The 19,902-nt window shown below is 31.2% G+C and carries 19 protein-coding genes; 9 read left to right on the top strand and 10 right to left on the bottom strand.

Translation table 11 applies throughout. The annotated features are described in order from the left end of the window. Positions 1 to 2 precede the first annotated feature (2 nt). The 9 genes from rplU to AC5SLT_RS06180 are packed head-to-tail and all read left to right on the top strand — an operon-like array spanning position 3 to position 6,540. Positions 3 to 407 (top strand): 50S ribosomal protein L21, encoded by a 405-nt coding sequence (gene rplU / locus AC5SLT_RS06140; RefSeq protein ID WP_006997690.1) that lies wholly within the window; start codon positions 3 to 5, stop codon positions 405 to 407. Between the two features lie 12 nt (positions 408 to 419). Then, complete coding sequence (gene rpmA, locus AC5SLT_RS06145; RefSeq protein ID WP_006997689.1) at positions 420 to 674, top strand: 50S ribosomal protein L27; 255 nt, start codon at positions 420 to 422, stop codon at positions 672 to 674. A gap of 30 nt (positions 675 to 704) precedes the next feature. Further along, a complete protein-coding gene (cgtA, locus tag AC5SLT_RS06150) occupies positions 705 to 1,688 on the top strand; it encodes an Obg family GTPase CgtA (protein ID WP_494591724.1) in 984 nt (327 codons plus the stop codon). After that, positions 1,678 to 2,784 (top strand): glutamate 5-kinase, encoded by a 1,107-nt coding sequence (proB, locus tag AC5SLT_RS06155; protein ID WP_494591726.1) that lies wholly within the window; start codon positions 1,678 to 1,680, stop codon positions 2,782 to 2,784. Before cgtA ends, proB begins: the two co-directional genes overlap by 11 nt. A gap of 1 nt (position 2,785) precedes the next feature. Further along, on the top strand, positions 2,786 to 4,036 hold the full coding sequence (locus AC5SLT_RS06160) for a glutamate-5-semialdehyde dehydrogenase (protein ID WP_494591728.1): 1,251 nt from the start codon (positions 2,786 to 2,788) through the stop codon (positions 4,034 to 4,036). Further along, a complete protein-coding gene (nadD, locus tag AC5SLT_RS06165; protein ID WP_494591730.1) occupies positions 4,017 to 4,559 on the top strand; it encodes a nicotinate (nicotinamide) nucleotide adenylyltransferase in 543 nt (180 codons plus the stop codon). The genes AC5SLT_RS06160 and nadD overlap by 20 nt, the downstream gene beginning before the upstream one ends. Before the next feature lie 17 nt (positions 4,560 to 4,576). Next, a complete protein-coding gene (gene rsfS / locus AC5SLT_RS06170) occupies positions 4,577 to 4,927 on the top strand; it encodes a ribosome silencing factor (protein ID WP_006997684.1) in 351 nt (116 codons plus the stop codon). Then, positions 4,924 to 6,063, top strand: coding sequence for a S41 family peptidase (locus tag AC5SLT_RS06175; RefSeq protein ID WP_494591732.1), 1,140 nt, complete (start codon positions 4,924 to 4,926; stop codon positions 6,061 to 6,063). Before rsfS ends, AC5SLT_RS06175 begins: the two co-directional genes overlap by 4 nt. Next, a complete protein-coding gene (locus tag AC5SLT_RS06180) occupies positions 6,064 to 6,540 on the top strand; it encodes an RNA pyrophosphohydrolase (protein ID WP_020168880.1) in 477 nt (158 codons plus the stop codon). Here AC5SLT_RS06180 and atpC read toward each other — a convergent pair. The 10 genes from atpC to sucD form a co-directional block, all read right to left on the bottom strand. Continuing rightward, positions 6,533 to 6,925: an ATP synthase F1 subunit epsilon gene (atpC, locus tag AC5SLT_RS06185; RefSeq protein ID WP_494576696.1), complete on the bottom strand. Its 393-nt coding sequence runs from the start codon at positions 6,923 to 6,925 to the stop codon at positions 6,533 to 6,535. The genes AC5SLT_RS06180 and atpC overlap by 8 nt on opposite strands. After that, positions 6,925 to 8,343 (bottom strand): F0F1 ATP synthase subunit beta, encoded by a 1,419-nt coding sequence (gene atpD, locus AC5SLT_RS06190; RefSeq protein ID WP_006997680.1) that lies wholly within the window; start codon positions 8,341 to 8,343, stop codon positions 6,925 to 6,927. The genes atpC and atpD overlap by 1 nt, the downstream gene beginning before the upstream one ends. 2 nt (positions 8,344 to 8,345) lie before the next feature. Next, positions 8,346 to 9,221 (bottom strand): F0F1 ATP synthase subunit gamma, encoded by an 876-nt coding sequence (locus AC5SLT_RS06195; RefSeq protein ID WP_011281555.1) that lies wholly within the window; start codon positions 9,219 to 9,221, stop codon positions 8,346 to 8,348. A gap of 3 nt (positions 9,222 to 9,224) precedes the next feature. Then, positions 9,225 to 10,760 carry a F0F1 ATP synthase subunit alpha gene (gene atpA, locus AC5SLT_RS06200; RefSeq protein WP_006997678.1) on the bottom strand — a complete coding sequence of 512 codons (1,536 nt, stop codon included), beginning with the start codon at positions 10,758 to 10,760 and terminating at the stop codon, positions 9,225 to 9,227. Next, positions 10,761 to 11,318 carry an ATP synthase F1 subunit delta gene (atpH, locus tag AC5SLT_RS06205; RefSeq protein WP_494591734.1) on the bottom strand — a complete coding sequence of 186 codons (558 nt, stop codon included), beginning with the start codon at positions 11,316 to 11,318 and terminating at the stop codon, positions 10,761 to 10,763. It abuts the gene before it with no gap. A gap of 110 nt (positions 11,319 to 11,428) precedes the next feature. Then, positions 11,429 to 13,384 carry a replication restart helicase PriA gene (gene priA / locus AC5SLT_RS06210; protein ID WP_494591735.1) on the bottom strand — a complete coding sequence of 652 codons (1,956 nt, stop codon included), beginning with the start codon at positions 13,382 to 13,384 and terminating at the stop codon, positions 11,429 to 11,431. Between the two features lie 22 nt (positions 13,385 to 13,406). Further along, positions 13,407 to 14,807, bottom strand: coding sequence for a dihydrolipoyl dehydrogenase (lpdA, locus tag AC5SLT_RS06215; RefSeq protein ID WP_494591736.1), 1,401 nt, complete (start codon positions 14,805 to 14,807; stop codon positions 13,407 to 13,409). Further along, positions 14,808 to 16,085, bottom strand: coding sequence for a 2-oxoglutarate dehydrogenase complex dihydrolipoyllysine-residue succinyltransferase (gene odhB, locus AC5SLT_RS06220; protein ID WP_011281559.1), 1,278 nt, complete (start codon positions 16,083 to 16,085; stop codon positions 14,808 to 14,810). It abuts the gene before it with no gap. Positions 16,086 to 16,087: 2 nt separating this feature from the next. Further along, complete coding sequence (locus AC5SLT_RS06225) at positions 16,088 to 18,991, bottom strand: 2-oxoglutarate dehydrogenase E1 component (RefSeq protein ID WP_494591738.1); 2,904 nt, start codon at positions 18,989 to 18,991, stop codon at positions 16,088 to 16,090. A gap of 34 nt (positions 18,992 to 19,025) precedes the next feature. Next, positions 19,026 to 19,901 carry a succinate--CoA ligase subunit alpha gene (gene sucD, locus AC5SLT_RS06230; protein WP_006997672.1) on the bottom strand — a complete coding sequence of 292 codons (876 nt, stop codon included), beginning with the start codon at positions 19,899 to 19,901 and terminating at the stop codon, positions 19,026 to 19,028. Position 19,902 lies beyond the last annotated feature (1 nt).

Raw genomic sequence — 19,902 nt, forward strand, 5'->3', positions numbered from 1 at the left:
CAATGTCATACGCAATAATACAAACAGGTGGAAAACAGTACAAAGTTAAAGCTGGTGAAATCCTTAAAATTGAAAGATTAGAGGATTCTAAACCTGAAACTAAAATCGAATTTAAAGAAATCCTAGCTTATGGAGATGATAAAACTATTGAAGTTGGTTCTCCAGTAGTTGAAGGTGCAAAAGTTGAAGCCGACCTTGTAGAAAATGGTAAAAATAGAACTATTTTAATATTTAAAAAAAGAAGAAGACAGAATTCAAGAAGAAAAAATGGTCATAGACAACAGTATTCATTAATTAGAATTAGCAAAATTTTTTCAAAAGATGGTAAAGTTTTATCAGAAGCTGAGAAAATGGTAAAACCAACTAAAAAAGTTGAAAAAGTTGAGACTGAAGTAGCAAGCAAATAAATTAGGTAAATTATGGCAACAAAAAAAGCAGGTGGATCATCGAGAAACGGACGAGATAGTGCCGGTCGTAGACTTGGCGTTAAAAAGTATGGTGGTGAGGTAGTAATTCCTGGGAACATAATTGTAAGACAAAGAGGCACAAAAATTTTTCCTGGTGAAAACGTGGGGATGGGTAAAGATCATTCAATTTTTTCTGTTGTTGAAGGAAAAGTTGTTTTCAAAAAGGGTAAATCAGATAGAACATTCGTTTCAGTAAAGCCCAATTAGTAGTACAACTAAAAAACTAAGAGTTGTATTATGAAGTTTCTAGATCAAGTTAAAATTTATGTAAAAGCAGGCAATGGAGGACATGGATCTCCTAGCTTCCGTAGAGAAAAATTTATTGAATACGGTGGACCTGATGGTGGCGATGGAGGTAAAGGCGGCACCATATATCTTAAGTCAGAAAGAAATTTAAATACTCTTATCGATTATAGATTTCAACAACACCATAAAGCAGGAAGAGGAGTAAATGGTTCTGGACAAAATCGTACAGGTCACAGTGGAGAAGATTTAATTTTAAAAGTTCCAATAGGTACGCAAGTTTTTGAAGAAGACAATAAAACCTTAATTTATGATTTTAAAAAAGAAGGTGAAGAATTTATTGTAGCTAATGGTGGTAAAGGTGGTCTAGGAAATACTCGATTTAAAAGTTCCACTAATAGAGCTCCCAAAAAATTTACTAAAGGTGCGCCTGGTGAAGAGTATGTAATCTGGCTTCAGCTAAAAACTATTGCTGATGTTGGTATTGTTGGACTACCTAATGCGGGTAAATCAAGCTTACTAGCTTCCATTACAAATGCGATGCCTAAAATTGCTAACTATAAATTTACAACATTAAATCCAAATCTTGGTGTTGCAAGTTATGATGATAAAGAAATAACTCTAGCTGATATTCCTGGATTGGTTGAAGGTGCGCACGAGGGTGTAGGTCTTGGTATTCAATTTTTAAAACACATAGAAAGATGCAAAACTTTAATGCATTTAATAGATATTACTGATGAGGACCTTGAAAATACGTATAAACAAGTTCGAAATGAGTTGGGGAGTTACAGTAAAGATTTACTAGAAAAAAAAGAAATAATTGTATTAAATAAGACAGACTTATTAGAAGAAGAAGAAGTGAAAGAAATTTTAAAAAATTTTTCTAAAAATAAAGATTCTGAGGTAGTTACACTCTCAACATTAGAAAAAGACTCAATATCTAAAATTAAAGCTAAATTGCTCTCCTATGTATCTTAAAAATTCTAAAATAATTGTAATTAAGATTGGTTCATCCTTATTAATAGATGACAAAAAAAAAGTAAGAAGAAAATGGCTCACTGAATTTGCTAAAGATATTCAGGAATTAATAAAACAGAATAAAAAAGTTATTATTGTAAGCTCCGGAGCAATAGCAATGGGTTGCAAAAAACTAAATATTAGCAAAAAAAACCTTAAGATTGATAAAAGTCAGGCTGTTGCTTCTATTGGGCAAATTGAACTAATGAATTTATTTTCAGAAACATTTGTTAAATTAAAAATTAATATTTCCCAAATTCTTCTCACTCTAGAAGATACTGAACAAAGAAGAAGAGCCCTTAACGCAAAAAGAACTTTTGACAATTTATTTAAACTAGGCTTTGTACCAATAGTAAATGAAAATGATACTATCGCTACTTCAGAGATTAAGTATGGTGATAATGACAGATTAGCATCTCGTGTTGCACAAATATCAGGTGCAGACTCCCTTATATTGCTTTCTGATGTAGATGGTCTTTATACACATAATCCAAAAATATATAAAAATGCAAAATTAATAAAAGAAATAAGAAATATAGATAAAGATATAGAAAAAATAGCGACCAAAAGTATTAGTGAGCATGGAACGGGTGGCATGAAAACTAAAATAGATGCTGCTAAGATCTGTCAATTATCAGGATGCCAAATGGTAATAGCAAATGGCTTAATAAACCGACCTATTAAAAAAATAACTGAAGAGAATAATTGTACATGGTTTTTACCTAAGGTTTCAAAATTAGATGCTAGAAAAAAATGGATTATCAGCTCTGTTTCACCTAAAGGTGCGCTGATTATTGATGATGGTGCGAAACAAGCACTTTCAAATGGTAAAAGTTTATTAGCAGCAGGAATAAAAAAAGTATCTGGGCGATTTAGTAAAGGAGATCATATTAAAGTTTTAGATAAAAATAATTACGAATGTGCAAGAGGACTTAGCTCTTTTTCATCTAATGAAATAGAAAAAATAATGGGTCACCACTCAAAAGAAATAGAAAAATTACTAGGATATATTTCCAAATCAGAAGTAATTCATAAAGATGATATAGTAGAGGTATAGAATGAGCAGATATATGAGCTTAATAGGTCAAAATGCAAGAAAGGCATCACTTGATAAAATTAATTCAAAAACTAAAAATAAAGTTTTAAAAAAATATGCTTTCTTATTAGGCAAAGAAAAAAAATCTATATTTAAAGCTAATCAAAAAGATATTCAATTTGCTCTAAACAAGGGCCTAAAAAGTAATCTGATAGAAAGACTAACTATTGATGAAAAAAAGTTAATAGGCATAAAAAATTCTATAAATAAAATTGCTAAATTGAAAGATCCTGTTGATGCTACTTTAGAAAAATGGAGCAGACCAAATGGTTTAACAATTAGCAGAATGTCTATACCTATTGGTGTTATAGGTGTTGTTTATGAAAGCAGACCCAACGTTACAGCTGATGTTGCAAGTTTATGCTTTAAATCTGGAAATGCTGTAATTTTAAAGGGTGGCTCTGAAGCTATAAATACTAATAAAATTTTAGCAAAACTATTTCGAAAGTCACTTAAGGAAACTAGAGTGAATGAAAACTTTATTCAATTTATAGACTCTAAAGACAGAAAAATGGTCGACTTTATGCTTTCAAAAATGAAAGATTATATTGATGTAATAATACCTCGTGGTGGAAAAAATTTAGTAAAAAGAGTTCAACAATTTTCTAACGTCCCTATTATCGGTCACTTGGAAGGTCTTTGTCATACTTTTATTGATAAGGATGCCAATCTAAAGATGGCTACAAACGTTACCTATAATGCAAAGCTAAGAAACACTAGTATTTGTGGCGCTACTGAAACAATTTTGATGCATGAAAAAATTGTTAAGAAATTCTGTAACCCAATTTTAAAAAAGTTAGAAAAAAATAACTGCAAAATTTATGGAGATCGTTTTTTGAAAAAATATTACAAGGGAAAGATTTATCCAGCAAAAGAAAAGGATTGGTCTACTGAATATTTATCATCAACAGTGTCTGTAAAAACAGTTAAAGATTGTGACGACGCTATTAGCCATATTAACAAATATGGGACTATGCATACTGACTCTATCATTACTAAAAATAAAAAAACTGCGAATAAATTCTTAAAAAATGTTAAAAGTTCAATAGCAATGCATAACACATCTACTCAATTTGCTGATGGTGGTGAATTCGGTTTTGGTGGTGAGGTTGGCATTTCGACAAATACTTTGCCTCCAAGAGGACCTGTTGGATTAGGGCAGCTCGTTTCATACAAATACGAAATTATTAGTAATGGTAAAACCAGAAAATAACTTAAAACAAAAAAAGACAAAAATTGGAATCTTGGGGGGAACTTTTGATCCTGCTCACAAAGGTCATTTAGAAATCTCCAAACAGGCTAAAAAAATATTAGAATTAAAAAATATTATATGGGCAATTACTAAACAAAACCCATTTAAAAATACAAGTAAAACAGATCTAAAAAATAGAATAAAATTTGCAAAAAAAGTCATTGGTAAAAATAATTTTATTAAAGTAAAGTTTTATGAAGAAAAAGTTCTCTCCAATAAAACAATTGACCTCATGAATTACTTAAATAAAGATAAAAAATTTGAGATCTATTTTATTATGGGTGCTGACAATCTAATCAATTTTCATAAATGGTATAAATGGAAATCCATTATAAAAAAATGTAATCTTCTTGTGTTTGATCGACAGGGATATAAAGCTAAATCGCTAAAGTCTGTGACCTATAACGGAGTAAATAAAAATAGATTATCTTTTATTAATTTTAAAAAAGTTAATATTTCATCTTCTCAATTAAGAAAAATTTGATAAGGTTAAATAAATTAATGGAAAAAAACATAGACCTTAAAGATTTAATCCTAAAAACCCTAGATTCTAATAAAGCCCTAGATATTATTTCAATAGATCTTAAAAATAAAAGTTCAATGGCTGACTATATGATTATAGCAAGCGGAACTTCTTCTAGACACATTCAAGCTTTATCTGAAATGGTGCTAGAAAAATTAAAGACCAATGGAATAAAAAATTCTAAAATTGAAGGAAAAGAAAGTGGTGATTGGAAATTAGTTGATGGTATAGATTTGATTGTTCATATATTTCATCCCGATAAAAGAAAATTTTATGAATTAGAAAAAATATGGTCAGAAATCATTCCTAAAGAAAAAGTGATGATATGATTTTGACTAAAAGATTTTTTCTTTTTTTTATAATACTATTATTTACTTTTCAAAAAAGTTTTTCTGAAAACACCAGCTTATATAAAAAAATTGATTTGTTTGGTGAGGTTCTTGAGAAAATTAGCAAAGAATACGTTGATGAAGTTGATCAATCAAAAAGTATGGACTCAGCCATAAATGGTTTATTGCAATCTCTTGATCCCTATTCCGCTTATATGACACCTGAAAGTTTTGAGGGTATGCAAACTGAAACTAGTGGAGAGTTTGGTGGGCTTGGTATTGAAGTTGGCATGGAAGCAGGTGTTGTAAAAGTAATATCACCAATAGATAATACTCCAGCATCAAAAGCAGGATTAAAAGCTGGTGATTATATTGTAAAAATTAATAATACCCAGGTCCAAGGCAAAACATTAATGCAAGCAGTAGACTTAATGAGGGGACCTGTTGGATCGAGTATTGAAATAACAGTTAGAAGAAGAGGTGTAAAAAAAGCATTAATTTTTAATATAACGAGAGAAGTTATTCAGGTTCAGTCTGTAAAATCAGAACTTATAGATAATAACATAGGCTATATAAGATTAACTTCCTTTAACGAAAATAGCAGTGAACAAATTAAAGATAAAATTAATAAATTAAATAAAAACAAAGATCTAAAGGGCTATATCTTAGATTTAAGAAACAACCCAGGTGGCTTGCTTTCTCAGGCAATTAAAATTTCAGACTTTTTTTTAGAAAATGGTGTGATTGTATCAACAAGAAGTCGACAAGCTTCAGAGAATAGAAAATGGTTTGCCAAAAAAGGTGATCTAACAAATGGTAAAACACTAATTATACTTATTAACTATGGATCAGCTTCAGCATCAGAAATAGTAGCTGGTGCATTAAAAGATCATAAAAGAGCTATTATACTTGGAGAAAATAGTTATGGAAAAGGTTCTGTGCAATCAATAATCCCTTTGAAAAATAGAGGTGCTATTAGATTAACAATTGCAAAATATTATCTACCTTCAGGAAAATCTATTTCTGAAGTAGGTGTAACACCCGATATAGAAGTTGCAGAAGGTTCGGATGATTTTAAATTTAACTCTGAAACTGATAATCAATTGAATTTTGCAATAAAACTATTCAACGGATAAATGCCAGATAGTAAAGTGAATTTACCTCTTAGAAGTGGGGTTGGAATTGTTGTCCTGAACAAAGATAATAAAGTTTTTGTTGCAAAAAGGATTGATAATCAAAAAAATTTTTGGCAGATGCCCCAAGGTGGTGTTGATAAGGGTGAGGACTATTTAACTGCTGCTTACAGAGAGCTAGAAGAAGAAACTAGTATAAAAAATGTTGAACTAATCAAAGAATGTGATGGATTAATCTCTTATGAATTACCAAAAAACTTACTAGGTATAATTTGGAAAGGTAAATATAGAGGACAGGAACAAAAGTGGTTTATAATGAGATTTTTAGGACAAGATAATGAGATTGATATTAAAACTAAACACCCTGAATTTTGTGAATGGAAATGGATTGATCTAGAAAATATAACTGACCTAGTTGTAGACTTTAAACTACATGTGTACAAAGATGTTAAAGAAAAAGTAAAAGAAATTCTTAATTGAGAGTTTTTAGCACATCAATTTTTTGATCAACCAAGTATTTATTTTGATCTGTAATGTTACTATTTTTTGAATTTTCTTCTGCTTGAACAAGTAGTTCACTAATTTTATCTTTATCAATATCTTTAATATTAAAAATAGAACTTGTCAGAACTGATAAATTATTATTCTTAAATTCAACAATTCCATCCTCAACATAGTAATTATCCTCACCTGATTTAGAAAAGATTTTAATAATCCCCGGCTTTAGAAATGAAATAATTGAGATATGGTCCTTTAAAATCCCCATTTCTCCCTCAAAAGCAGGTACAACAACTTCTGTTACATCTTCTTTTGAAAGAAAAGATTTTTCTGGGTTTACAATTTCTATTTTGAACTCTTCACTCATTATGCAGCAGCATCTTTCGCCATTTTTTCTGCTTTTTCTACAGCTTCTTCAATTGTGCCCACCATATAAAATGCAGCTTCTGGTAAATGATCATACTCACCATTACATATTGCAGCAAAACCCTTAATTGTAGATTCTAAATCTACTAATTTTCCTGGAGAACCAGTAAAGACTTCAGCAACAAAGAAAGGTTGTGATAAAAATCTTTGTATTTTACGCGCTCTAGCTACTGTTAATTTATCTTCTTCAGATAATTCATCCATTCCTAAAATCGCAATAATATCTTGAAGAGATTTGTAAGTTTGAAGAATTTTTTGCACTTCTCTTGCAACTCTGTAATGCTCATCACCAACTATTCTAGGATCTAAAATTCTAGAAGTGGAATCTAGAGGATCAACTGCTGGATAAATTCCAATTTCAGCTATCTGTCTCGATAATACAGTTGTTGCATCTAAGTGAGCAAAAGATGTAGCAGGTGCCGGGTCAGTTAAGTCATCTGCTGGTACATAAATCGCCTGTACAGATGTAATAGAACCCTTGTTAGTAGTCGTAATTCTTTCTTGAAGATTACCCATGTCTGTTGCAAGTGTAGGCTGATATCCCACTGCTGATGGAATTCTTCCTAATAGTGCAGAAACTTCTGAACCTGCTTGAGTAAATCTAAAGATATTATCAACGAAGAATAATACGTCTTGTCCTTCTTGATCTCTAAAATATTCGGCCACAGTTAAACCTGTTAAGGCAACTCTTGCTCTAGCTCCTGGGGGTTCATTCATTTGACCATACACTAATGCAGCTTTTGATCCTGGACCTTCTGGCTTAATAACGCCTGAATCTATCATTTCATGATAAAGGTCATTTCCTTCTCTAGTTCTTTCTCCAACACCAGCAAACACAGAAAATCCACCATGAGCTTTTGCTACGTTGTTAATTAATTCCATAATAAGTACTGTCTTACCAACACCCGCACCTCCAAATAAACCAATTTTTCCTCCTTTGGCGTATGGTGCTAATAGGTCAACTACTTTAATTCCTGTAACTAGAATTTCTGTCTCTGTTGACTGATCACTAAATTCAGGTGCAGCTCTATGAATTGGCCATTTTTCTTTTGTTTTAACTTCACCCTTTTCATCGATAGGTTCACCTATTACATTTATAATTCTTCCTAAAGTTTCCGGACCAACTGGAACTTGTATAGGAGCACCTGTTGCGGTTACTTCGTCTCCTCTTTTTAATCCTTCAGTAGCATCCATTGCAATTGTTCTAACACTTGACTCACCAAGGTGCTGAGCAACTTCTAAAACTAATCTGTTGTCTCCATTTTTACATTCTAATGCTGATAAAATTTCTGGTAGTTCTCCATCAAATTTTACGTCTACTACTGCTCCAATGATCTGTGTGATTTTTCCTTTGCTCATAATTATAAACTTTCCGCTCCTGATATGATTTCAATTAGTTCTTTTGTAATAGCTGCTTGACGACTTCTATTATACTCAATAGTTAGCTTGTCAACCATTTCACCTGCGTTACGGGTTGCATTGTCCATTGCACTCATTCTTGAGCCCTGTTCGCTAGCTGAATTTTCTAACATCGCTTTAAAAATCTGAGTAGATATATTTTTAGGCAATAAGTTGCTTAAAATTTCATCTTCGTCTGGTTCAAATTCATAATTATCCTCAGAAGAATTTTCTTCTGCTTCAGATGTTTTTAAAGGAATTATTTGTTGTTCTTGAGGTATCTGAGTGATTACGTTTTTAAATTTATTATAAAAAATTGTACACACATCAAATTCTTCTTTTTCAAAGTTTTCAATTATCATTTTTCCCACTTTTTCAGCATCTAGATAATTGATAGTTTTTGAATCTTTAAAAGATATTCTCTCTACGATAGCATCTTTATAAACTCTTTTTAATTGATCATAACCTTTAGATCCAACAGTTATAATTTTTAAAGTTTTTCCCTCATCAGATATTTTTTGAAAATATGTTTTGGCTTTTTTAATAATATTTGTATTAAAACCACCACATAGACCACGATCAGATGTTAACACAATACATAAATGCACTTTATCTTCTCCTGTTCCTGAAAGAAGCTTAGGAGCATTTTCCTTATCAGAAATGCCACTAGATAAATTAAGAATAATGTTATTCATTTTTTCAGAATAAGGTCTTCCCTTTTCAGCATTTTCCTGCGCTCTTCTAAGTTTAGCGGCCGCAACCATTTTCATGGCTTTGGTAATTTTTTGTGTAGACTTTACACTCGCTATTCTTTTTTTTAAGTCGTCTAGTGTTGCCATATTTTAAGAATTAAAGTTCTTCTTAAGTTCCATGATAGTATCAACTAATGATTTTTCAGTATCTTCTTCAAGCTTACCTGAACTTAAAACAGATTCTAAAATTTCTGGTTTTTCAGATTTACATTTTTCAATAATCTTAGATTCGAACTCAGCAATATCTTTAAGTTCCACATCATCCAAATAACCTTTAACTCCACAGAAAACTGAAATTACTTGTTCAGCAACTGTCATAGGGGAATATTGTTTTTGTTTTAAAAGTTCAGTTAGTTTTGAACCTCTATTTAAAAGTTTTTGTGTAGATGCATCTAAATCAGATCCAAATTGTGCAAAGGCAGCCATCTCTCTATATTGAGCAAGCTCTAGCTTCATTGAACCAGAAACTTTTTTCATTGCCTTTGTTTGTGCTGCAGATCCAACTCTAGAAACTGATAGACCTACGTTAATCGCTGGTCTAATTCCTTGGTTAAATAATTCTGTTTCAAGAAATATTTGACCATCCGTAATTGAAATAACGTTAGTTGGAATAAAAGCAGATACGTCTCCACCTTGCGTTTCAATTATAGGAAGAGCGGTTAACGAACCTCCACCATGCTCATCACTAAGCTTGGCTGCTCTCTCAAGTAATCTGCTGTGTAAATAAAATACATCTCCCGGATAAGCTTCTCTTCCTGGAGGTCTTCTTAATAAAAGTGACATTTGTCTATAAGCTACAGCCTGTTTAGATAAATCGTCATAAATGATTAATGCATGCATACCATTATCTCTATAATATTCACCCATAGTACAGCCTGTATATGGTGCTAAAAACTGAAGCGGCGCTGCATCTGAAGCAGTAGCAGCAACAATTGTTGTATATTCCATTGCACCAGCTTCTTCTAAAGTTTTTTGAATTTGTCTAACGGTAGATCTTTTTTGACCTATAGCAACATAGATACAATAAAGTTTTTGCTTCTCATCACCAGATTCATTTATTTTTTTCTGGTTAATGATCGCATCGATAGCAACTGCAGTTTTTCCAGTTTGTCTATCCCCAATAATTAATTCACGCTGTCCTCTTCCAACTGGAACTAGACTGTCAATTGATTTTAAGCCTGTTTGCATTGGTTCACTAACAGATTGTCTTGGAATAATTCCAGGAGCTTTTACTTCAACTCTACTTCTTTTAGTTGCTTTATCTAAAGCACCTTTGCCATCAATTGGATTTCCTAATCCATCAACAACTCTTCCTAATAATTCTTTTCCAACAGGTGTATCAACAATACTTCCTGTTCTTTTAACAACGTCACCTTCTTTAATTTTTCTATCGTCTCCGAAAATTACAACTCCAACATTTTCACTTTCTAAGTTTAGAGCCATTCCTTTTGATCCATCAGAAAATTCTACCATCTCTCCAGCTTGAACATTGTCTAATCCGTACACTCTAGCAATACCATCTCCTACTGACAAAACTTGACCAACCTCAGTCACTTCTGCTTTATCGCCAAATTTTTTAATTTGCTCTTTTAATATCTTTGTTACTTCTGATGGGTTTATATCCATTTATGCCTCTATCATCCTATTTTCGATTTGTTGTAATTTATTTTTAATGGAAGTGTCCACCATTGTGCTTCCGACTTGCACAATCAAACCCCCAATTAAACTTGCATCGTGTTTGTAGTTTAATTTTATTTTTGAACTAAAGTTTTTAGTCAATTCTTCTTTTATATTGTTAATTTCATTTTCAGTAAGATCTTTTGCAGAAGTTAATTCTGCTTTTAATTCACCTCTTTTGACTGAACATGTCTCAACAAAGCTTTTTAGAATTTTATCCACATAAAATAATCTTCTTTTAGATATTAGAAAGCTTAAAAATTTAGTTAATAATTCATTCAATTTATATTGTTCTGAAATTTTACTTAGAGCATTTAATTGGTCTTCTTTGTTATTCGTTGGATCCTTGATTAAAGATTTAAAATCTTCACTTGAAGTTATTAAATTAATAATTGAAGCAGAATGAACCTCGATCTCACTTAAATTATTAGCTTCTATGGCTAATTCATAAAGTGCCAGGGAATATCTACCTGCAGATGTTTCAGAAAAACCTTTATTTTTGCTCAATTTATTGTTCCTTATAAATATTAGAAGATTTATTAAAATTTTGTTTTAATTAACATATGACTCCTAGCTCTTCAAGTCACACATTGTCTAAAAGTCTTGTTTTTTCTTAGTTAATTGAAGTTTATTGGGTCAACATCAACCGTTAGTTTCATTCCAGCTGGAAATTTGAATTTTTCAATGACTTTTGAAAGGGAATTTTGAACTTTTAAAGATTTTCGACCTCTGATCAAAAGTCTTACTCTAAACCTTCTTTTTAATCTAAATATAGGTGCATTTACAGGACCAAGCACTCTACCATCAACAGCACTTTCTATAAAACTTTTAAATTTATAAGCCTCTTTTTCAAGTTCTCTTTCATTATTACCGGTAATTATTAAGGCAATAAATCTTTGAAACGGTGGAAGGTTATTTTCCCTTCTAATTTCAAGTTCTTTATCTAAAAAAATATCAGGATCTTTATTGGTAATGTCTGTTATCATTTTGGTATCTAAATTATAAGTTTGAAAATAAACAGTTGCTGGCTTTCCTGTTCTTCCTGCTCTACCTGAAAGTTGATGATATAATTGTAAATTCTTTTCAGCACCTCTTAGGTCGTGACCTTGTGATGATAAATCGATATCAACAACAACAATACAATTTAAACTTGGAAAGTGAAATCCTTTAGAAATTAATTGAGTTCCAATTAAAATTTGAATTTTATTATCTATAATTTTTTCTAAAACATCTGCTGAACTTTTTTTATTCATTGTATCGCTAGAAAATATAGTTGTTTCCTTGGTGGGAAAAATTTTTTTTACTTCTTCTGATATCCTTTCAACTCCAGGCCCACTAAAAATAAAATCACATTTTCCTTCTTTTGAGCAGTCCCTATTTAGTAAAGTTTTGTATCCACAGTAGTGACATAATAAATTTTGTTTGTTTTTGTGATAAACTAAATTTATTGAACAATTTGGACATGAATAACTAGTAAAACATTTTTTACATAATACATGGGGTGAAAATCCTCTTCTATTTAAAAAAAATAATACTTGATCTTTTTTTTTAAGATGAAATTTTACTTTCTCAATTGTTTCTTTAGCTATCCAAGATTGAGATTCAAGTTTGGAATTATTTAGATTAATTATTTCATATTTTGGTAAAGATGCATTTAAATATCTTTGATCAAGTTTTGATAAACTGTATTTGCCTTTTTTAATATTATCATAAGTTTCAATAGAGGGTACGGCTGTTATTAAATTGATTGGAATATTTTCAAAGGATGCTCTAGAAATTGCCATATCTCTTGCGTTATAAGTTACTCCCTCATCTTGCTTATAAGATTGATCATGTTCTTCATCAACAATGATTAATCCTAGTTTTTTAAAAGGTAAAAATAATGAAGATCGAGCACCAATTACAACTTTAATTTTATCATTTGCTATTCCACTCCAAATAATTTCTTTATTTTTTTTTGTAATACCTGAGTGCCATACGGCAGGCTTGAAACCAAAAAATTCTATAAATTTATTTTGAAATTGTCCTGTTAATCCAATTTCTGGTAATAGAATTAATCCTTGAAAACCCTTATTAATTATCTCTTTTAAAGCCTCAAAATAGACCATTGTTTTACCTGAGCCTGTAGTACCTTGTAAAACATGAACTCTAAATTTTTGATTTAATACATTCATTTTTTTTAATGAATCTCTTTGTTCTTTAGAAAGTTTTATTTCATTTTCTTTGATGTCAATTTTGAATGGCTCATAAGCTTCAATAGGTAACTTTTCTATGGCGCCACTACTTAATAATAACAATTTTAATGTCATGCCTTTAGGAGTCATATTGTATTCAGAAAACCAATTTAAGAATTTAATTGTATTTTTCTTTAAGGGTGGAACATCTAATTTTCTTAAAACCTTTTTAATAGCAAAATTTTTGTTTGTTTTTTTTTCAAAATCATCCCATACAACTCCAGTCACCTCTGACTTTCCAAAAGGCACTACCACGAAGTCTCCAACCTTTAAATTTAAATCTGAATTATAGGTAAATGGATGATTAAAAATATTTGGTATAAGAATCGGTACTTTCATATTTTTATAATATGAAAATACTTTAAGAGTGTATTGCTCTTTTATCTACTGATAAAGCTGCTTCTTTTACAGCTTCTGAGAATGTTGGATGTGCATGACACGTTCTTGCAATATCTTCAGCGCTAGCACCAAACTCCATTGCTACTCCAATTTCTCCAATTAATTCACCTGCATGAGGTCCAATAATATGTGCTCCTAAAACTCTATCTGTTTTTTCATCAGCTAAGATTTTCACAAAACCTTCTGCTTCATCAATTGCTTTAGCTCTTGAATTTGCCATAAATGAAAATTTACCAATTTTATATTTAGTATTTGCTTCTTTTAATTGTTCTTCTGTTTTCCCAATTGAAGCAACCTCTGGTGTTGTATAAACAACTCCAGGAATAATATCATAATTAACATGTCCTGATTGTCCTGCAATATTTTCTGCAACTGCAATACCTTCGTCCTCAGCTTTGTGAGCAAGCATCGGTCCATCAATTACATCTCCAATAGCATATACATTCTCAACATTTGTTTGAAATGTTTTGTCAGTTTTAATTCTTTTCTTTTCATCTAATTCAACACCAATTGCTTCTAAATTTAAGTTAGTTGTATTAGGTTTTCTACCAACAGATATAAGAACTACATCACAATCAAAATCTGCTTTTTTTCCATCTTTATCTGATGTTGAAACTATAGCACCATTAGCATTTTTTTTAATTCCTTCTACTTTTGTCTGCATATGAAAATTAATTCCTTGTTTCTTTAATATTTTCATAAACTCTGTAGATATTTCTCTATCCATACCAGGAGTAATATGCTCTAAAAATTCAACCACATGAACCTCAGCGCCTAATCTAGACCAAACAGATCCCATCTCTAACCCTATATAACCACCACCAACAACAACCATTTTTTTTGGCACAGTTTCTAAAGTTAATGCTCCTGTTGAAGATATAATTATTTTTTCATCAAATTCAATACCTGGTAATGCAACTGGAACTGACCCGGTGCTAATAACTGTTTTATCTGTTTCAATTATAGTTTCTTTTTTTTGATCATCTAATATTGAAATTTTATTTGCAGATTTAAAGCTTCCTGTACCCTTAAAGTAAGTGACTTTATTTTTCTTAAATAAAAATTCTACACCTTTAGTCAAAATTGTTACTGCTTTATCCTTATTTTGCATCATTTTTTGAAGATTAAGTTTTACCTCACCCACTTCTATGCCAAGTTTAGAAAAATTTTGTGCCTTATGATAATTTTCAGAAATATTTAGTAAATTTTTAGAAGGTATGCACCCTACATTTAAACAGGTTCCACCTAATGAGCCTCTTGATTCTATACATGCAGTTTTAAGTCCTAATTGTGCTAATCTTATCGCACACACATAGCCTCCTGGACCACCACCTATTACTACTGCTTGAAATTTATCTGACATTTAAATATTTAAAAATAACCTTCTTGGATCCTCTAAATTTTCTTTAACCATTTTTAAGAATGATACTGACTCTTTTCCATCTATAATTCTGTGATCATAAGATAAGGCAAGATACATAATAGGTCTAATTTTAATCTCACCATCAACTACCATTGGTCTTTCGACTATATTATGCATACCTAATACACCAGATTGAGGTAAGTTTAATATTGGAGTAGATAACATTGAACCATACACTCCACCATTACTAATTGTAAAAGTTCCACCCTGAAGGTCTTCTATGGTTATTTTTCCATCTCTCGCTTTTTCAGAAATAGTTTTAATATTTTTTTCAATATCAGCAAATGACAATTGATCTGCATCCCTTAATACTGGTACTACTAATCCTTTTTCAGTTCCTACTGCAAAACTCATATTATAATAATTTTTATAAATAATTTCATCTCCATCAATTTCAGCATTAACTGATGGATACATTTTTAGTGCAGCAACACATGCTTTTACAAAAAATGACATGAACCCTAATTTAATTCCGTACCTGCTTTGGAAGTCTTCCTGGTTCTCTTTTCTCATTTCCATTATGCCAGTCATATCAACTTCATTGAAAGTTGTTAATAATGCTGCATTTTCTTGTGCTTGTTTTAATCTTTTTGCAATTGTTTGTCTAAGCCTAGACATTTTAATTCTCTCTTCTTGACCATATTTAATTTTTCTTTCTGATGGTTGAGGGTTCTCTCCCATCATACTAATTAGGTCACCTTTAAGAACTCTACCCTCTTTACCAGAGCCACTAACTTTTTTTAAATCAATTTTATTTTCAACTACAATTTTTCTTACTGCTGGTGAAAGTATTTCATTATTATTATTTGAAGAATTAGTTTTCTCCTCTTTAACCTCATTGGTTAATACCAATGGCTCTTCCTCTTCAGGTTCTTTAAGAACTTTAGGAGCTTCTTTTTTAATTTCTAAATTAACTACATTATTTTCTGTTTTCTTAGGTTCAATTTTTGTAATTATCTTTTTTTCAGATGGTTGAGCTCCATTTTGACTTATCATACCAAGAAGAGCACCTACTTCGACTGTTTCTCCATCTTTAGAATTTATTTCAGACAAAACCCCATCAATTGGAGATGGTACTTCTAAATTAACTTTATCAGTTTCTAATTCTACAATTGCCTCATCAGCTACCACTGTATCGCCTTCTTTCTTAAGCCACTTAGCAACTGTCGCTTCAGTAATGCTTTCTCCAAGAACTGGTACTAAAATTTTTTCACTCATTTTTATTCAAAAACCTTGTTAATAATTTCTTGCTGTTGTGAAATATGTCTTTTTGCAAACCCTGTAGCTGGAGACGCGTCTGGACTTCTTCCTATATAAGAAATTTCCTTATTATTAGCGTTAATAGTTTCTAATGTCCATTGTATATAATCTCTTACAGAAAACCATGCTCCCATATTTTTTGGTTCTTCCTGGCACCAATAAAATTTAGCATTTTTTGCATACTTTTTGATTTCTCTAACTAAACTTTTAACTGGAAAAGGATAAAGTTGTTCAACTCTGTACAACACTACATCGTCTTTCTTAAGTTTTTCTCTCGCTTCTAGTAGATCAAAATAAACTTTTCCTGAACATAAAATTACTTTTTTTATTTTTGAGCTTTCTTTTAATTTTATAAATCCATTTTCTTCATCTAGTGCGTGATCCCATAAGATTCTGTGAAAAAAAGTATCTTTATTAAAGTCTTCTATATTGGAAACACAATATTTATTTCTTAACAAAGATTTTGGTGTCATAATTATTAGAGGTTTTCTAAACTCTCTATGCATTTGACGTCTCAAAGCATGGTAATAATTTGCAGGTGTTGTGCAATTCAATACTTGTAAGTTATCATTTGCGCATAGTTGTAAAAATCTTTCTAGTCTTGCTGAAGAGTGTTCTGGTCCTTGGCCTTCATATCCATGAGGTAAAAGCATTACTAGCCCAGATGCTCTAGTCCATTTTCTTTCTCCTGATGCAATAAACTGATCAATAACTACTTGTGCTCCATTTGCAAAATCTCCAAATTGTGCTTCCCAAATAGTTAAAGTATTAGGTTCAACTAAACTATATCCATACTCAAAACCTAAAACTGCTAATTCTGATAAAAAACTATCAACTATTTCGTATCTCATTTGATTTTTTGAAATATTATTTAAAGGTATATATCTAGAGTTGTCTTCTTGATTCCTCAAAACTGAATGTCTTTGACTAAATGTTCCTCTACCAGAATCTTGTCCAACTAATCTTACTGGATAACCTTCTTCTAACAATGATCCAAATGCTAGCGCTTCAGCGGTTGACCAGTCAATACCTTTTCCATTAGATACCGATGCTTTCCTAGCGTCTAAAATTTTAACAATAGTTTTATGTAATTTTAATTTTTCTGGAGTTGCATTAATTTTTTCAGAAATTTCTAAAAGTTTTTGTTGATCATAGCCACTTACACCTCTTTTATCTTTTCCTTTTTCTGGTTTATATCTTGACCATGTTCCCTCATACCATTCTATTTTTGGTTTATAGTCTTTTGCATTTTTATATTGATCATCAAGCAAATTTTTAAAATCTGTTTTAAATTTACTTAACTCACTTTCTGAAAGTGTATTTTCATTTACTAATTTTTTCCCATACAGCTCAACTGGTGTGGGGTGAGACCTAATCTTTTTATACATCAATGGCTGTGTAAAAGAAGGTTCGTCTCCTTCATTATGTCCGAATCTTCTATAACAAATTAAATCAACCACTACGTCTCTATTAAATTTTAATCTAAATTCTGTTGCAATCCTTGTTGCATAAACAACTGCTTCTGGATCATCTCCATTCACATGAAGTATTGGAGCGTCTACCATTTTTGCAACATCAGATGGATATGGTGATGACCTTGCAAATCTTGGGCTTGTAGTAAAGCCTATTTGATTATTAACAATAATATGAATTGTTCCACCTGTGTTATGGCCTGGTAAACCAGACATGGCAAAACATTCAGCCACAACTCCTTGTCCAGCAAAGGCTGCATCTCCATGTATCAGAATTGGTATAACTTTATTTCTTTCTTTATCTTTGTGAAAAAATTGTTTTGCTCGAGTTTGTCCAAGTACCACAGGATTGACTGCCTCTAAATGTGAAGGGTTATCTGTAAGACTAACATGCACAGAATTGCCATCAAACTCTCTATTTGATGATGCTCCTAGATGGTATTTTACATCTCCTGCACCTTCTTCCCCTGATGTTTGAACATCTCCTGCAAATTCATTAAATATTCTTTTGTAAGATTTTTGTAATACATTTGCTAATACATTGAGTCTTCCTCGATGAGACATACCAATTTTGACTTCTTTAACTTCAGCTTGCCCACCAATTTTAATTATCTGTTCTAGCGCAGGTATTAAACCTTCTCCCCCATCTAAACCAAATCTTTTTGTTCCCACATATTTTTTATGTAAAAATTTTTCAAAACCTTCTGCTTGAATTAGTTTCATTAAAATAGCTTCTTTACCATTTTTTGTAAATTGAAGAGAGTTCTCATCTTGCTCAATTCTATCTCTAAGCCATTTTCTTTCTGTTGGGTTTGATATATGCATATATTCATAACCAATTGGACCACAGTAAGTTTTATTTAGGAAATTTAATATTTCTTTTATAGTAGAGTGTTCTTTATTAATTACACCATCTAAGTAAATTTTCTCATCATAATTTTCTTTTTTAAATCCATAATGCTCAGGATGAAGTTCATCTAGATACTCTGTTTCCATCATTCCTAGAGGATCAAGCTTAGCTAATAAATGTCCTCTTTGTCTATATGCTCTAATTAATGCAACAGCTCTAATTGAGTTAATATTGCTTTTGACTAAATCTTTTGAATTAACTTTTGCAATGTTGCCTTCATTAGAAATTTTTTTTTCGCCTTCTTCAGTCCTTTTTTCAACTTCATCAATATCAATTTTTTTTTTTATACTCCATGATGGACCATTAATTTCTTTGGCAATCATACTTAAATCTTCACTCATACCCTCAAAATAATTTTTCCAGCTTTCAGGAAGATCTTTGTCTTTATTTATAAACTTTAAATACATTTGCTCTATAAATGCACTGTTAGACTTGCTAAGAAATGAAGTTTTTTCGAATTCGAGATTTTTTGATGATGACATCTATTCTATTGATATAATATCAGATAAATAATTTTCAATTAGATAATTTATTAAATAATGTTTTGCCAAGTTCTGATGGTGATTTTGCAATTGTAATTCCACATTCTTCCATTTTTTTTATCTTATCTTCTGCTCCGCCCTTACCACCTGAAATAATAGCTCCTGCATGACCCATTGTTCTTCCTGGAGGTGCTGTTATTCCAGCAACAAACCCAACCATAGGTTTTTTTATTTTATGGTTTTTAACAAATTCAGCTGCTTCTTCTTCAGCAGAACCACCAATTTCACCAATCATAAGAATAGACTCCGTCTCAGCATCATTTAAAAATAAATCTAAACAATCAATAAAGTTTGTTCCATTTATCGGATCTCCACCAATTCCTATACAAGTAGATTGTCCTAATCCATTTTCAGTTGTTTGTGCAACTGCCTCATAAGTTAAAGTTCCAGATCTTGAAACAATTCCAACAGAACCTTTCTTGTGAATATTTCCAGGCATAATCCCAATCTTACATTCATCAGGAGTAATTATTCCTGGACAATTAGGTCCTATCAATCTGCTTTTTGAATTATTTAGCTTTTGTTTTACACGAAGCATATCTTGAATTGGTACACCTTCGGTAATACAAACTATAAGCTCAATGGATGCATCAATTGCTTCTATAATAGCTGCTGCTGCAAATTTTGCTGGCACATAAATCATAGTTGCATCAGCGCCAACTTCTTGTTTTGCTTCAGCTACAGTATTAAATACTGGACGGTCAAGATGTTTTTGTCCTCCCTTTTTTGGAGTAACTCCACCCACAAGATTAGTTCCATATTTTAATGCTTGTTCTGAATGAAAAGTTCCATGCGTTCCTGTAAAACCTTGGCATATAACTTTTGTATTTTTATTAATCAAAACTGACATT

Source organism: Candidatus Pelagibacter sp. PS_11 (assembly GCF_059417975.1).